We start from the raw sequence: 16,120 nt of genomic DNA, 5'->3' as shown, positions 1-16,120 counted from the left end.
ACTAAATTATTATGCAACAATAAAGTAGGCTTATTATTGGGCTAATTCCGCTCCAATCAAGTCATCGGTATTTTCCTCAGCCACTTGCGGATCCTTTTTAAGGATTATTTTCCGCTTCATCCTACTCACCAAATAACCACCAGTACTGATCAAAAAAGCCGCACATAAAAGCCATACTAAACGGGTGAGCATATACTTGTAATTAGAAGTGTATTTGGTTAAGATCATGTTTGAAAGTGGCTTAAGTACTCTATTTGTATCCGAAGGATATGCACCACTATCGGTAAAAAACTCATGATCATTCCCATGGCCTTTGTACCAAACTTTACCCAACGAGTATTTTGTCAATGTATCAGGTAAAGTAATCTTTCTTTGTTGTTGCAAAAGTTTAAGGTCTAAAGGGATAATTGTAACCCCAGGTTCATGTGTCCCGTTTTTAACGGGTTCGTAATGATCGCCATTCCAATACATGTGTTTTTCATCCGCGTTGGGCGTTCTAACGCTTGCGGCCATACGCTCCCAGGCGATAAAAGAAGTGCTGGTGATAAAAAGTAAAATAATACAGGATATAATTATTTGAGATGTTGAGAAGCGGGGACGATAGGTGGTTTCTTCCCTTGGTGGTTTTGGGGGATCTGTTGTGGTCGTTGGTGGACCTATACTTACAGGAGGAGTTTTACCCCCATTTAATAGTTTCTCAAAAATGCGTTTTTTATCCTCATCGCTAAGTTGCCTCCATTCATCGTAAGCGGTGAAATCCAACAACCAGCCAAGAAGTTTGACAAATTTTTCCTCTCTAATACTTGTTCCTTCGGTTAAAAAATTTACCAAAGGCCTTAACTTATCTACCTTGAATTTTTCAATGCTTCTTACCTGATCTTCATACTTGTTTGTTGGATCGAAGATCGATTTGACTAAATCCTTATCCTTCTGTGTGTTTTTTCTCAGAAACACTTCAACACATTCTTTCTTTAATTTATCGCGACCAGGGATTTCCAAATTAGTCGTAAGCAGATTATTCTCTTTTTTAATACGGTAGAAATCTAATAGCGATCTTTTATACTCCTCAAACATTTCTTTAAAATTTAGCGTAAAAATAAGACGGAATAAGTGGAATATTTACGGTTTTCCGGAATCTAGGCGGAAACAAAGGAAACATCGGAATATACTGATAATTAATCTTTTGACTCACCCCATATTTGTATCGTTGATCAGCACAGGCAGCGATTCATTATCAAAGCTAATTTAAAAAACTGATTAATAAAAGAGTAGAAATCGCGGTAGTTATTAGCCGGTTTGGGAAGCAGCTACAAGCTCCCGCGACAGACACTCAACACTTCCCAAAAATTTCAGAAGGCCTTCTGATTTACAGTTTGTAGCAACCCCCATGCATGGGGCGTGGGGAACTACGTGTACATCACTTTTTAAATTTTTAAAGAAATGTTTATTCCATTATTTATTGCAATCCTATTAGGATTAGCTACTCCGTACAATACAAATCAGTCTGCTTCTTGTGGCGGAACAACAACTGTAAATACTGCTGATGCCGATCCTGGTGATACGAATCCAGATGATCCAAATAACCCAGGAGACACCCCTCCGGGCGACGATACAGGTGGTGAAGGTGGCCAGATCAAAATACCGAAATAGTAATAGGATAATAAGGCGGCACATTGCCGCCTTATTTTTTATTTTAATATTTCAAAAATTTCAGTCATCTAGTGCTTAACAATTTTAAAACGTTTAAATAAGGTGCAATCCAAATTAAATTTCTTTAATTTAGATTAAAATCTAAAAAAGTGAAGCGCCTCAATATTGCCATAATCTTCATCGTGCTTTTGTTCTCCTGCTCCAAGAAAAGCCCGGGTATAAAAGTCGAAAAAAAAGAAAATAACCCTATATACGATAAGGCATATCAATACTTAGTAGAACAAAAAATTGATAGTGCTTTTTTTTATTTGGATAAAGCTAAAGACCTCTTTCTTCAACAGAAAAATAATTTAGGTGTTGCGAAGTGCCTTTTAAATATGGCTATGATCTCAACTAATAATGGTGATTATTTTGGAGGACAAGAATTATCGATAAATGCATCTCCATTTTTCAATAAAAGAATACCAAAAGAGCACATATTTATAAAAGCGAACTTAAATAACTTAGGATTTGCTTCAGAAAATTTAAAAGATTATGATCAAGCTATTGAATTTTATACAGAAGCTTTAGATTATACTACGGGTGTTGTTCCCGAAGCTGTGCTTAAAAATAATATTGGAAATATTTACAGGAAAAGAAAAGCTTATCTAAAGGCAATAACCATCTATCAAGATATTTTAAATCAATCAATTGACAGTGAAACATTTGCCAAAGTATTATCCAACCTTGCCCTAACCAAATGGCTTCAAAACCCAAATTACAATGCTGCCCCTGAATTATTAAGAGCATTAGATATTAGGAAAAGGAACAATCTCTCATTAGAGCTTAATGCGAGTTATGCCCATCTTGCTGATTATTACACCAATATTAAACCTGATTCTGCTTTGTTTTATGCAAACAAGAGATATCAGATTGCTCAAGTGTTAAACCGGGTTGATGATCGTTTGGAAGGTTTACAAAAACTGATCAAACTTAGTCCTCCACCAGCCACCAAAAAATATTTTCAGACTTATCAAAATCTAAGCGATAGCATACAAACTGTCCGTAGTGCTGCCAAGAATCAATTTGCAGTTATTCGTTATAATTCGGAAAAAAACAAAGCCAACTTTCTAAAAGCACAAGGAGAGAATATAGAGAAACAAAAGGATATTTTAGTTAGAAATATTGGGATCGGTACTCTGATAATATTTTTAATCTTCGGCTATTTCCTTTACTTAAAACGGAAAAAAAGCCTGCAACAGGAGAAGGAAATCGAAGTAAAAAGAACGGAGCTTAAATATGTTAAAAAAATTCACGATCGTGTTGCCAATCGGGTATACCAGGTAATGTCGGAAGTGGAGAATACTAATGAAATAGATAAAAACGACCTCGCTGATAAGTTGGATGTGATTTATAAAATATCCAGAGACCTTTCTTACGATAATAAAGATAATAGCCACGAAGAAAGTTTTTCTGTTGAGTTATCAAAAATGTTATATGCTTATGCCTCTGAGAAAATCAACATCGTTTTGGGAGGTAATGCTGAAAAACTTTGGGAAGGAATTAAAGATGATACCAAAACAGAGGTATTTTGCATTTTGCAGGAACTGATGACCAATATGAAAAAACATAGCGGTGCAGATATGGTTGGAATAGATTTTAAGCGTGAAAATGGCCTTGTAAAGGTAATATATGTGGATAATGGAAAAGGAATGGAGGTTTTAACATTTAAAAATGGTTTGAGGAATACGGAAACCCGTATAGAAAGTATTTCGGGCCATATTACTTTTGACACCAAGCCCGATGAAGGGCTTTGTGTTGAATTTTCATTTCCAATCTAATTAAAAATATAAATATGTTCAAAAACGTACTCATCGCCGAAGACCATGAAATCGTGAGTAAATCACTTCGTAGTGCACTTACCGATCTTGGGATTACCATAGCTGATAAAGATTATGTATTTTATTGTGATGATGCATTTACACGCGTACAAAAAGCACTTCGAGATGGCGATCCTTATGAATTGATCATTACCGATCTTTCTTTTGATGAAGATTATCCAAAACAAAAAATATCAGGAGGTAGAGAACTGATAAAGGCATTAAAGGAAATTCAGCCCGACTTAAAAATTCTGGTATTTTCTATAGAAAACAGAGCTTTGATAGCCAATACACTTTTTAAGGAATATGATATAGATGCTTTTGTACCTAAGGCACGCCACGATGCGAAAGACCTTAAACTGGCTTTAGAAAGTGTTTATAAAAATAAAAAATACCATTCGCCCAATCTGAGGCAAAAAGAAGAATACCTGCACGATTTTACCGCTTACGACAAAACAATCGTTTCACTAATTTTAGATGGCAAAACCCAAAAAGAAATGGCTGGCATTTTAAAGGAAAAAAAAATGGAACCATCTGGTTTAAGCAGTATCGAAAAAAGGATAAGTTATATTAAAACTGCGCTGAATATTTCCAATAACGGGCAACTCATCGCTTATTGTATCGCAAATAAGGTAATTTAATAATCTTAATTCCCTTAACTGCTTAATGGTCTAAAATATAAAATTGATGATCAGGCTGGTTCAGCTTTAATCTGTGTGCAACTATTGGCTAACGGTTTCTTCCGGCTTATTTAAAATGATAATGCGGACAAAACTTTCTATAAGCAATATCAAAGATACCAATGCACCCCTCTACGGTTTCCCGTAAAAATAAACCAAGCTCGCGTTCTACATTTGTTCAACAACCAAAAAACTCAGGCAACATGGATCTTAAACTAAAGTTAGAACAACTTCATCAGCGGGTAGTGGGTTTAAAAGACCAGATTAATACCGAGGAAGCAACAAAAAATGCATTTGTGATGCCTTTTATTCAAATTCTTGGCTATGATATTTTTAATCCAACCGAAGTGATTCCTGAACATATTTGTGATATCGGAACCAAAAAAGGTGAAAAGGTAGATTATGTGATCCGTAAAAACAACGAACCGATTCTTATTTTCGAATGCAAACATTGGAAAGAAAGTGCAGATGCACATAACTCTCAACTTCACCGTTATTACCATGTTTCCAAAGCACGTTTTGGTGTACTTACCAATGGTACGGTTTATAACTTTTATGCCGATCTGGAAAAGCCAAATATCATGGATGAAAAACCTTTTCTCACCATCGATATCGAAGATTTGAAAGACAATGCCATTAAAATTCTCGAAAGCTTTACTAAAAATGAATACAATTTAGAAACCATCCTAGATTCTGCCGAAGGATTAAAATACATTAAGGCCATTAGAAAGGAATTTGAAAAGGAGATTGATAGCCCTTCTGATGAAATAGTGAAGTTATTGGTTAACCGGTTTTTTGATAAGCCCCTTACCGCTAACCGCATGATCGCTTTTAAAGAATATACTAAAAAAGCCCTTGCCATTTCCATCAACGAATCCATTAGCGACCGTTTAAAATCAGCGCTGAATATCAATGAGAAAATAGAAAAAAAGGAAGATGATAAAGTGATTTCCATTATTGAAGATCCCGATGCATCTAAAATTGTAACCACAGAGGAAGAGTTAGAAGCTTTCCAGATTGTAAAGGCCATTTTACGCGAGAAAATCCCTTCCATTCGAATTGCTGCACGGGATACCCAATCTTATTTCGGAGTGCTTTTAGATGACAATAACCGCAAGCCGATTTGTAGATTCCACTTTAATACCGCTAATAAATACATAGAAACTTTTCACAACGGGAAAGACGCCGGAGAGAAAAAACAATTATTCAATTTGGATGAGCTTTACAATTACCGGATTCAGCTGCATCAAACCATAGATCTTTATTAATTAACGTTTAATTCTCAAAAGTGCAGAGGTTGCCCCATCGTTTGTATTGGTGGCAAACAGGGCAACCTCTCATTTTCAATACCATTTTTTTTGATCTTGTATAGCTTGATATTATAACCGAAAATACGCTACTGCAATGATTTATGTTAAGCATTCCTTATACATCCAATCTTTCATAAATAAATCATCTATCCTAAATAAAATAACCCGAATGGGGTTTGCCGTAAGGAATCCGTTTTTTGCCTAAATACCTTAGCGCAATGAAACATTTAGGTACGTTGCTTTTATTAACATTCGCTTTTGGCATTGCCCGTGCACAGAAACAAAAAATAACAACTTATCAGTTAATGGAACCTGGTTTTAATATGAACACCATTACAGGAACGATAAGCGAAATTTATACAACAAAACGTTACGGCAAAACATTTTGGTGGGTACGTATCGGTGCCGACACCATTTTACATGTGTGGCCGAGGCACCTCGATACTGCAACCATGAAACCCGGTATAACCCGTTCTTTTAAATCAATAAAACGCCTTGATAATAACTGGTGGATAAAAGAAAAATCTGAGAATTACATAAAGCCTAAAAATGAATAGTGTATTAAATATGCACAGTTGATTGATTTTTATCTGTTTGATAATGAGAGTGTTTCGTTTTTTGAGTGAGTTGAAAATAATTTTTTGTGTTACGGTTTCCCGTAATGTATAGCCTTGTTACTTGTCTACTTTTGGATAATAAACAACTAATAAACTACTTATGGAAGCACAATTACAAAGCGAAGTAACATTTTACCAAGATATAAATGTTACGGTTACCCAATCCAGGTATGTTACCAACTCAAAAACTTATGCAATGAGGAACATATCTTCTGTTCATATTTTTGAAATCATAAAAAGTAAAACTTTACCTGCTATTATGATCGTAATAGGCACGCTAATGTTACTTTCCAGTGAAGCAAGAATCATGGGCTTTATTATTCTAAGTATTGGTATTCTTATTAAAAATGAATTTACTGTTAGAATCAGTACCAATTCAGGAGAAGTGAACAGTATTGTTTCAAAAGATCGATTATATGTTCAGAAAATTGTAAACGCACTTAATGATGCCATTGTATTCAGGGGTTAGCGCATCCAGTTTACGATAAATACATTCTAATTCTCGATTATGAAAGTTTTTCTTATTGTTTGTGCTCTATGTTGTTTTGCAGCAATATTGAAGTTGCCTATCGAATATTACACTTTTTTAAGAACCATAGTCTCACTTGGAGCAGTGTTGCACATTTACAGCTGGATAAATCAAAAGAACTATTCGTTAGCTATTGTTTTTATTCTAGTCCTTATTCTTTTTAATCCTTTTTTCCCCATTTACCTGCACCGGAAAAGCATTTGGATTCCACTTGATGTAATTACAGGTTTACTTTTTTTACTGTTTGCTTTTTATAGTAAAAAAGCACCCACAAAAATAGAAGAAAAAACTATTGAGTTAGCACCTACTCAAAAAACATACGCTAAAGACCGCATCGTTTCTGTAAAGCGGGAAGTATAACTATAAAATAATGATTCAAACTCAAAACTAAATGTTATGATTGCTCAAATAGAAGAATTTTTTAACCTCAAAACAGCCGATGTGCCACAAGATGACGATGTGGAGATCAAAACACCTGTTACCGAACAAGCAGCGGAGGTAAGAAAAAGAACTTACCACGAAGAAGGCTTTAGAGACGGATCTCGAAACAGTGGGAGTCCACTGGCACTTTCGATATGTTTGAATGCTATTTATGCGAAGTTTCAAAATGAGGAAAAAGAACTCGTAGAAAAACAACAACTAGCCAAAGAACCTTACATCAATGAGCAAAGAAGCAAGGAAACTGAAATCAAGACACTTTCCATCAGCGAAGAAAGCAAAAAACAGCAGATTACTCAGGTAGAAAGCAATATTAGAAAGGTAAAAGATGATATCGAAGAGTTAAAGTTCGAAATTAACGAACTGGCCCGAGATCCAGAAAAATACCAAATCAGTGCATCGAAGGGAGCTTCAGCTAAATTTTATATTGGTTTAATCATTCTCATGCCCTTAAGTTTATATTTATTTACCTTTTATATCTCCACCTCATACTCCGCTTTTTTTAAAATATTGGATGCGAATAGTATCACAGTTGTTATGAATATTTTAGATGCAAAAGCCTTTGAAAAAGCCTGGCGTGATGGATTATTAGAAGGTGTATTTGTAACCTTTATTCCTTTTGTATTTCTTGGTTTGGGTTATTTAATCCACATGTTTGGAGAGGCTAAAAGCAAATGGAATTATTTAAAGATCGGATTACTTTTCATTACCACTTTTGTTTTTGATGCCATCCTGGCTTATCAGATAGAAGAAAAGATAGATAAGTTGAATAAAGACTTTGATTCTGAGGAATTTAATGTTTCTATTGCTATAACTAAAATAGAGTTCTGGGGAATCATCTTTGCAGGTTTTGTTGTATACCTCATTTGGGGTGTGGTATTCGATTTTATTATGAAAGAGCACCGTGAGAAAGATAAAATTAAACACGAACAGCAACGCAGAAAAAAAGATATTCAGATTCACCAGGATCGTATTGCGGATATCGAAATTCAAAAAGAAAAACTGATAGAGGAACTCAGCAGCATCAAGAAGCTTTCTGTTGAAGCGCAAGGACGCATTGTTACACTACAAAGGATCATTGATGCTGTAATTATACCTACCAAAGAATATGTACTATATGCCTCGGAGTATGTGCAGGGATGGATCACATTTGTTAATGAACAACTTCGCATTTCACAACGTGAAAAATTTGATCTTCAAAATGAATGCAGGGCCTGTTATGATGAAAACCTTAAAAATGTAGGTGCAAGTGAAGATTCCCAAAATTCCGTTTATATGTCAACTTTATAAAACCAGCATGAAAAAAAAAATACTAAGCCTATTAATGATCTTTTTGATCACTTGTATCTGCTCGAAAGGGACTAAAGCCCAGCAAAATCAAAACCTGAATATCAGTTTTTTACTTGATTTATCAGATCGGATTGACCCTAAAAAGAATCCTGGTCTTTATCAACGCGATCTTCAATATATCAAATCTGTAGAAAAGCTTTTTGTTAAACACATAAAAAGAAAGAAGATGCTTCTTTTAAAGGATCAAATGCAGGTGTTTTTTAATCCTATACCTGAAATACAAGATATTGAGTTGTTAAGTCAACAATTAAAGGTTGATTTCAATCCTAAATCCAGTAAAAATGATTTTTTAAATCTAGATAAAGTTTATAACGACAAACCTGTAAAAATTTATCAGTATGCTATTAAAGACGGTAATTATATTGGCTCCGACATCTGGAGATTCTTCAAAAACAATGTTCAGCAATATTGTATAAAACCAGATCATAGGAATATTTTAGTGATACTAACCGATGGTTACATGTACCACAAAAACAGTAAAATAGTCATAAAAGGTAAAAGTTCATTCATCACTCCAGAATTTCTAGCTCAAAAAAAGCTAAATACCGCGAATTACCTAGCCGTTATGAAGAAAAGTAACTTGGGCTTTATCTCTTTTCCTTACAATTTAAAAGAACTAGAAATTATGGTATTGGGTATTAATCCATCTATCCAAAGTCCTTATGAAGAGGATGTGATAAAACAATACTGGTCCGACTGGTTCAAAGCCATGAAAGTGAAAAGATTTGAATTACGAACAACAGACCTAGCATCTAGCGTTGAAGCAGTAATTAGTAATTTTATGAAGTAAGCCAGAAGCCTTAATCTTTACATTTAATCATATTTAGTATATAAATAGATCATCAATTGTTGAACTTTTTACCCATCCCTAAACATGAAAACCCTCTCCCTAATCTTATTTTTCATTACCAACATTGCTTGCAAAGAAACCAAAACTGTATACCTATGCAATAGCCCGGGTGCAAAAAAATATCATTATACCTCTAATTGTCGCGGTTTAAGCAATTGCACTTATAGAATTGTAAAGGTGGATATAGAAAAAGCCAAAAAGGACGGAAAAACATTATGCGGTTGGGAAAAGGGAAATTAAGTGTTCTCTTTTTGCTGTTAACACTGCAAAGCTGCTTCATTCAACCTGGCGGAAGCAAACCGAGAAAATACAGCAACCTTGTTTTTACCGCCAAAGTAATTCGCATTTTAGATGGCGATACGATGGAAGTATTGTACCAGAACCAACCCTTAAAAATACGTTTGGCCCATATCGATTGTCCGGAAAAACGAGGTAAGCAGCCTTTTGGTAATCAGGCTAAAAAAGCATTGTCCGATTTATGTTTCGGGCAAATGGTAAACGTACAAAGCCAGAAATACGACCGTTATAGAAGGTTAATTGCTGTTGTCATTAATCGTAAAAAGCAAGTGGTAAATCAGGAAATGATTAAACAGGGAATGGCCTGGCATTTTAAAAAATATTCCAGTGATTCACTGTACGCGCAGCTGGAAATCACAGCCAGGAAAAACAAAATCGGCCTCTGGCAAGAGCAAAATGCAATTGCACCGTGGGCATGGCGCGAATCGAAACATAGCCTTTCAAAATAGAACTCTTTATCTTCTTATTTATTCAAGCTCAACAGTCTTTGATGAGAAGAATGTCCGATTTATAAAAATAGCATAACAAAAAATCAGGCATCATTTAACCATTATAAGTCATTTTAACAGACTTTAACCCTGAGAATAATAATTTAACAATGTCGTAACATTTGTTTGATATCCAGTGTCTTACATTTGTAATGTAAAATCAGGTAATATGTTAGAGTCATTCTTTGCCGTGTGTTTGTTAATTGTTGTACTTTATTTCTTTAGCCCCTTTGAGGTAAAACTTGATGAGGAAGAAGAGTGGTAACACCTTTACTTTATCTCTAAACTGCTCCCAACGAGCGGTAATAAAATTCTTCCCCCTAAAATTTCCCGTTTATGGATAAAAGAAACGTAGATGTAGTCGTAATTTCCGATGTACATTTGGGCACTTATGGCTGCCATGCAAAAGAGCTTTTAAAATATTTGAAAAGCATTAAGCCTAAAATATTAATCTTAAATGGGGATATCATCGATATCTGGCAATTCAGCAAAAGTTACTGGCCCGAATCGCACATGAAAGTCATCCGTAAATTGATGAAATTTGTTTCAGAAGGCGTTCAGGTTCATTATTTAACAGGAAACCATGATGAAATGCTTCGTAAATTCGATGGCATGGAAATGGGAACTTTCCACCTTCAGAATAAATTAATTTTAGAGTTAGACGGTAAAAGGGCCTGGTTTTTCCACGGTGATGTTTTTGATGTAACCATGCAACATTCTAAATGGCTCGCCAAACTCGGGGCGGTTGGCTACGATACCCTAATCCTGATCAATAGTTTTGTAAATTGGGTGCTTACCGCGTTTGGCCGGGAAAAAATGAGCTTTTCAAAAAAAATAAAAGCCAAGTTTAAAGATGCGGTCAAGTTCATCAACAGCTTTGAGCAGACAGCGGCAGAATTGGCCATCGAAAAAGGTTATCAATATGTGGTTTGTGGGCATATCCATCAGGCGGAACAACGCGAAATCGCTACTGAAGATGGAAAAGTAGTTTACCTGAACAGTGGCGATTGGGTGGAAAGTCTGACTTCATTAGAATATAATAACAAAACCTGGACTGTATTTAAGTATGACCATCAGGACTTTACAAAGGATGAGACTGATGAAGGGCTGCTTTCTGATGGCGAGGATCTAAAAAGTAAACTGGATATAAATATTCTTTTACAGAATATAAAATATGAAATTGCCCAATAATTTTAGATATTCGGGCATAAATGAAAATACTTTACGCAATACAGGGAACAGGTAATGGCCATATCAGCAGGGCGAGGGAAATTATTCCTTTGTTACAGCAATATGGCGAACTGGATATTTTAGTAAGCGGAACACAGGCCGATGTAAAACTCAGTCAGCCCGTAAAATATCAATTGCACGGTTTCAGCTTTATATTTGGGAAAAAAGGCGGCGTAGATCATTTCAAAACCTGGCTGAACATGAATCTTTTCCGTTTCCGCAAAGACATGAAGCAGCTTGAACTTAAAGATTACAACCTAATTGTAAACGATTTTGAACCAGTAAGTGCCTGGGCCTGTAAGCTGCAAGGTATAGAATGCGTATCATTGAGCCATCAAGCAGCATTTAAATCAAAAAAAGTACCCCGGCCAAGAACTTTGGATTGGGGAAAGCTTATTTTGAGCCGTTATGCTCCTACAAAATACCACATTGGCTTTCACTTCGACCGCTACGATACATTTATTCATACCCCGGTAATCAGGGCGGAGATCCGCAATATGGAAAGCCAAAATCTAGGCCATTACACGGTGTATCTTCCCGCTATTGATGATAAACGCCTCGTGAAGCTTTTTATGCAAATCCCCGACATTAAATGGGAAATTTTCTCAAAACATAGCAAGGAAGCTTATCAGGAGGGTAATGTCTTTGTAGAGCCTGTCAACAACGAAAAATTCAATATAAGTCTGGCCACCTGCGAAGGGTTGTTCACGGGAGGCGGATTTGAAGGGCCTGCTGAGGCACTTTATTTAAAGAAAAAGCTGCTTGTTGCACCAATGCGTTTCCAGTTTGAGCAGCAATGTAATGCTTACGCCTTAAAACAGTTTGGTCTGCCTGTGATCTGGGGCAGTACAAGAAACTGGCTTCCTATTATCAAAAACTGGGTGGAAAATCCTCAGCAGCATGAATTTCATTTCCCGGATGAAACTGCCCGGATTATTGATGATATGGTAAAGAAGTATGCCCGGCCTTAGTCTTTCTTCTGCTACTCTTAAATTATTTTCTTTACTTTGCCTACTCTTTAAAAAGGCATGATTAATCAGTTTAGAAAGCTAAGTCCAATTAACCTCTTGTTGCTGCTGGTTTACACATTTTTTATGCGTATGGCCATCTTTTATGAGATTCCTGCGCAATTAAACTTCGATTTCTTGGAGCCATTTGCAAGGCTTTTGATCAATATAGATTTAGATAATGCCTTTAATCCGTCCACCAATATTTTTATTGCTGCGGTGCTGGTATTTATTCAGGCTTTAATTTTTAACAGGATAGTAAACAACCACAATTTACTTGCTAAACCCAGTTTCCTGCCGGGACTGATGTTTGTTACGGGAACAAGTTTATTTATGCCTTTTATGATCCTCTCTCCGGCATTGATCTGTAATTTTTTGCTGATCTGGATTATTGATAAATTTTTAAAACTGGGAAAAAGTGCCAACTCCATCACCACCGTTTTCGATATCGGGATGATCATAGCGGTTGGCACACTGATTTACTTCCCTTTTATGGCCATGCTGCTGATGATCTTTTTGGCTTTGCTGCTGTTTAGGTCTTTTAACTGGCGGGAGTGGTTGGCCGGGTTGATCGGATTTATAACCGTATTCTTTTTTCTGGCGGTATTTTACTACTGGAACGATAATTTAAGTTCATTTTATCAGATCTGGAAACCGCTGGGCAATAAATTCCCTTCTGTTTTTAAAATTAATTATAACGATTATTTGGTGCTTATCCCGGTAGCGATAATTATCATACTGGCATCACTTCAGCTGCGCGAAAATTTCTTTAGGAGTTTTATCAGCACCCGTAAAAGTTTTCAGCTGTTGTTTTTCATGTTTATTGTATCGGCGGTCAGTTTTTACCTCAAACCTGATTTCAGAACGTGGCATTTCCTGCTGTGTGTACCACCCGGATCGGTACTGTTGGCCTACTATTTCAGTAATGCTAAAAAACGTTGGTTTTACGAAACATTGTTCCTTTTATTTGTGCTTTCGGTGCAGTATTTTCTATTTGTTTAACCTTTTTTAACAAATAACTAGAACGAAACTTGACAAAGATTAATAGCTTTGTGCATGATTTTAGAATTAAAGCTTTTTTAGTTTTAATCGGATTGATAAAAATGGAGTCATTGGAATTTCTAAACAACATATTATTTGCGGAGGGAGATTACAAATGCGCAGGCTAAGCATTGATATTGGAAATTCTTCGGCAAAGGTTGCTGTTTTTGCAAAGAAAGAAATTGTTCATCATCAGCGTTTCAATAAACTTGGGATACTGGATCTGGCTCAATTGATTGAAAAATTTGCACCGGCCAAATCAATCATCAGCAGTGTTAACCAGGAAGTTGGTCCGCTGGAAGTATTTTTAAAAAAGCATACCGATTATATCCGCTTTTCAACCATGTTGACTAACGGAGTGCAAAACAGGTATAAAACACCCGTTACTTTAGGATTAGATAGATGGGCAGCAATTTTGGGTGCAAACGGATTGTATCCTGCAAGTGCAAGTTTGGTGGTAGATGCCGGCACTTGTATTACTTATGATGCTTTAAGCGGATCAAAAGAATATTTTGGCGGCAGCATAAGCCCTGGTATAAATATGCGTTTTAAGGCTGTGCATGAGTTTACCGGCCGTTTGCCATTGGTGGAGTGGGATGCAAAAGAGGATATAGTAGAAGGGACTGATACCTTATCGGCGATTAAGAATGGTGTTTTGCAAGGTATAATAAATGAAATTGAAGGCTTTATTGCCTTAAATAATAAGAAAGAAAGTGCCCTGAAGGTAATTATAACGGGTGGTGATGCTAATTTTTTGTATAAGCAATTACAAAACAGCATCTTTGCCCCTCAAATTATAAAAGATCCCTACCTGGTATTAAAAGGATTAAATGAAGCTATTGCAGATTAAAATGTACAAAAGAATAAATTATATTGCAGCCATACTCGTTCTAGTTTGTGGTTTTGGTGCTCAGGCACAGGTTACCACATCATCACCATATTCAAGATATGGACTTGGAAATATAAAAGGATCTTTGTTGCCACAGTTTAGGGCAATGGGTGGAATTTCTACTGCCGTGAGCAAAGTAACAGGTTTCAATAACATCAATATGCAAAACCCTGCATCGTATGCTGGTATTTCGTTAACAACGATCGATATTGGTATGAGTGCAAGTGTAACCAGCCTATCACGCAATAACTTAAAAGAATCGAGCTTTAACTCTACATTTAGCCATTTGGCTTTCGCTGCTCCGGTTACCAGAAGATCAGCATTGAGTTTTGGTATTTTGCCTTACTCTGATTTGGGTTATAATTATAGGAATACGGTTAAAGTTGATACCACAACATTGGATCAATTATATGAAGGTGAAGGTGGCTTATCAAAAGCTTATTTGGGTTATGGTTACCGCTTTGGCGACCATTTAAGAATTGGTGGTAACCTGGAATATATTTTCGGTAACCTTCAAACCAGCCGTGCTACTGAATTTAATAGTGCCGGTTCTTACAATGCTAAACTTCAGACTAAAAATAGTGTTGGCGGTTTAAATTATTCATATGGTATCCAATACGATTTTAATGTAGGCAAGAAAACCATCGTTACTTTAGGATACTCTGGAAGTACTTCAGGAAAAGTAAATTCTACGCTAACCTCTTACGCTACGCTATATACAAGAGATGTGGATGGTAATGAAAGTACCGCAGCAGATACGCTAAACACAGTGGATAATGGAAAATCTAACCTTACTTTACCTTTAACACATAATTTTGGTATTGCCATTCAACAAAATGATAAATGGTTAATCGGTGCAGATTTTAGAATGAGTAAATGGTCTAAAACAAGCATAAATAATGTAAACCAAGGCTTGCAAGACAGCTGGGGTGCATCTTTAGGTGGCCAATGGACGCCAGATGCTTTTTCTTACAACAGTTACATGAAACGTGTTGATTACCGTTTGGGCGTAAGTTATGATAAAACCTATATTCAGATCAATAATCAAGACATTAAGCAAATGGGCGCATCTTTAGGTTTTGGTTTCCCACTGCCTACTGCAAGCGGTGGTACTGCATTTTATAAAATTAACTTCACAACTGAGGTTGGCCAACGAGGAACACTGAACAACAATCTTGTTAAAGAACAGTACATCAATTTCCACCTTGGCTTTACTTTAAACGATACCTGGTTTCGTAAGTACCGTGTAGACTAATGAACTGTAGAACATTTTTATATGGTCTGTTTCTGGTGTTGCCATTGTTTTTGGCATCTTGTGGAGACGACGATCTAAAAAATGCAAATTCAGTTTCTGCAAATAAGGTAACCTTAACCAGAGACCGTACCATTGGTGTAGATATTGTTTACAGCGATTCGGCCAGATTAAAGGCTAAAGGTACAGCTCCGATATTGGATAAGGTTACGCCATCTAACGGCAGCTCTTATCAGGAAATGATTAAGGGCGTAAACATCGATTTTTACAACCCGAACGGAACCATTGATGGTAACCTGGTTTGCGATTATGCCATTAGGAAGGATACTGAACTTAAAACTGAATTCAGGAAAAATGTAGTGGTGAAAAACAGTAAAGGTGATACTTTTTCTTCTCAGGAACTGATCTGGGATGAATCGAAGAAGTTCTTTTATTCAAATCAAAGGGTATATGTTAGAGGTGCGGATGGTAGCGTGGGAGAAGGAATTAACTTTAAAGCCCCGCAGGATTTTAGCACCTATGAGATGGATAGTGGAAACGGAGAACTGAACATGAAAGAAGGCGTGGCCCCTTAAGCTATTTATTCACTAATACGGTCATTCTATCAAGAAAAAGAGGCTTCTATTTACTTAA

At 36.2% G+C, this 16,120-nt stretch carries 17 protein-coding genes; 16 read left to right on the top strand and 1 reads right to left on the bottom strand.

The features are described 5' to 3' along the window. Window positions 1–33: 33 nt before the first annotated feature. The gene (locus tag ASE74_RS00265; RefSeq protein ID WP_055902657.1) at window positions 34–1,074 is read right to left on the bottom strand and encodes a hypothetical protein; all 1,041 of its coding nucleotides are present in this window, start codon (window positions 1,072–1,074) and stop codon (window positions 34–36) included. A 366-nt stretch (window positions 1,075–1,440) separates the two neighbouring features. Between ASE74_RS00265 and ASE74_RS00260 the strand changes: the two genes are divergently transcribed. From ASE74_RS00260 to ASE74_RS00180, 16 genes are all read left to right on the top strand, one after another. After that, on the top strand, window positions 1,441–1,650 hold the full coding sequence (locus tag ASE74_RS00260) for a hypothetical protein (RefSeq protein WP_055902654.1): 210 nt from the start codon (window positions 1,441–1,443) through the stop codon (window positions 1,648–1,650). Between the two features lie 149 nt (window positions 1,651–1,799). After that, window positions 1,800–3,470 carry a tetratricopeptide repeat-containing sensor histidine kinase gene (locus ASE74_RS00255; protein WP_055902651.1) on the top strand — a complete coding sequence of 557 codons (1,671 nt, stop codon included), beginning with the start codon at window positions 1,800–1,802 and terminating at the stop codon, window positions 3,468–3,470. A gap of 14 nt (window positions 3,471–3,484) precedes the next feature. Continuing rightward, window positions 3,485–4,150 (top strand): response regulator transcription factor, encoded by a 666-nt coding sequence (locus tag ASE74_RS00250; RefSeq protein ID WP_055902648.1) that lies wholly within the window; start codon window positions 3,485–3,487, stop codon window positions 4,148–4,150. Between the two features lie 242 nt (window positions 4,151–4,392). Further along, window positions 4,393–5,457, top strand: a complete 1,065-nt coding sequence (locus tag ASE74_RS00245) for a type I restriction endonuclease (protein WP_055902645.1) — start codon at window positions 4,393–4,395, stop codon at window positions 5,455–5,457. 260 nt (window positions 5,458–5,717) lie between these two features. After that, window positions 5,718–6,056, top strand: a complete 339-nt coding sequence (locus ASE74_RS00240; protein WP_055902641.1) for a hypothetical protein — start codon at window positions 5,718–5,720, stop codon at window positions 6,054–6,056. A 160-nt stretch (window positions 6,057–6,216) separates the two neighbouring features. Continuing rightward, entirely contained in the window at window positions 6,217–6,585 is a 369-nt protein-coding gene (locus ASE74_RS00235) for a DUF6232 family protein (RefSeq protein WP_055902638.1), read from the top strand. 39 nt (window positions 6,586–6,624) lie between these two features. Further along, complete coding sequence (locus ASE74_RS00230; protein WP_055902635.1) at window positions 6,625–7,005, top strand: DUF6804 family protein; 381 nt, start codon at window positions 6,625–6,627, stop codon at window positions 7,003–7,005. A gap of 36 nt (window positions 7,006–7,041) precedes the next feature. After that, the gene (locus ASE74_RS00225; protein ID WP_055902632.1) at window positions 7,042–8,373 is read left to right on the top strand and encodes a hypothetical protein; all 1,332 of its coding nucleotides are present in this window, start codon (window positions 7,042–7,044) and stop codon (window positions 8,371–8,373) included. A 7-nt stretch (window positions 8,374–8,380) separates the two neighbouring features. Then, on the top strand, window positions 8,381–9,223 hold the full coding sequence (locus ASE74_RS00220) for a hypothetical protein (protein WP_055902630.1): 843 nt from the start codon (window positions 8,381–8,383) through the stop codon (window positions 9,221–9,223). Between the two features lie 275 nt (window positions 9,224–9,498). After that, window positions 9,499–10,029: a thermonuclease family protein gene (locus ASE74_RS00210; RefSeq protein ID WP_055902625.1), complete on the top strand. Its 531-nt coding sequence runs from the start codon at window positions 9,499–9,501 to the stop codon at window positions 10,027–10,029. Between the two features lie 375 nt (window positions 10,030–10,404). Then, entirely contained in the window at window positions 10,405–11,259 is an 855-nt protein-coding gene (locus ASE74_RS00205) for a UDP-2,3-diacylglucosamine diphosphatase (protein ID WP_055902621.1), read from the top strand. Window positions 11,260–11,279: 20 nt separating this feature from the next. Next, complete coding sequence (locus ASE74_RS00200; protein ID WP_055902618.1) at window positions 11,280–12,269, top strand: glycosyltransferase family protein; 990 nt, start codon at window positions 11,280–11,282, stop codon at window positions 12,267–12,269. A 57-nt stretch (window positions 12,270–12,326) separates the two neighbouring features. Next, window positions 12,327–13,307: a DUF6427 family protein gene (locus ASE74_RS00195; RefSeq protein WP_055902616.1), complete on the top strand. Its 981-nt coding sequence runs from the start codon at window positions 12,327–12,329 to the stop codon at window positions 13,305–13,307. Between the two features lie 154 nt (window positions 13,308–13,461). Next, a complete protein-coding gene (locus ASE74_RS00190; RefSeq protein WP_055902615.1) occupies window positions 13,462–14,196 on the top strand; it encodes a type III pantothenate kinase in 735 nt (244 codons plus the stop codon). A 1-nt stretch (window position 14,197) separates the two neighbouring features. After that, a complete protein-coding gene (locus tag ASE74_RS00185; protein WP_055902612.1) occupies window positions 14,198–15,490 on the top strand; it encodes an OmpP1/FadL family transporter in 1,293 nt (430 codons plus the stop codon). Beyond that, window positions 15,490–16,062 carry a hypothetical protein gene (locus tag ASE74_RS00180; RefSeq protein WP_055902609.1) on the top strand — a complete coding sequence of 191 codons (573 nt, stop codon included), beginning with the start codon at window positions 15,490–15,492 and terminating at the stop codon, window positions 16,060–16,062. The genes ASE74_RS00185 and ASE74_RS00180 overlap by 1 nt, the downstream gene beginning before the upstream one ends. Window positions 16,063–16,120: the final 58 nt, after the last annotated feature.

The organism is Pedobacter sp. Leaf216 (assembly GCF_001421515.1).
Lineage (GTDB): Bacteria > Bacteroidota > Bacteroidia > Sphingobacteriales > Sphingobacteriaceae > Pedobacter.
The sequence above is the reverse complement of the archived record's forward strand: the minus strand, read 5'-3'. Positions and strand labels throughout refer to the sequence as shown.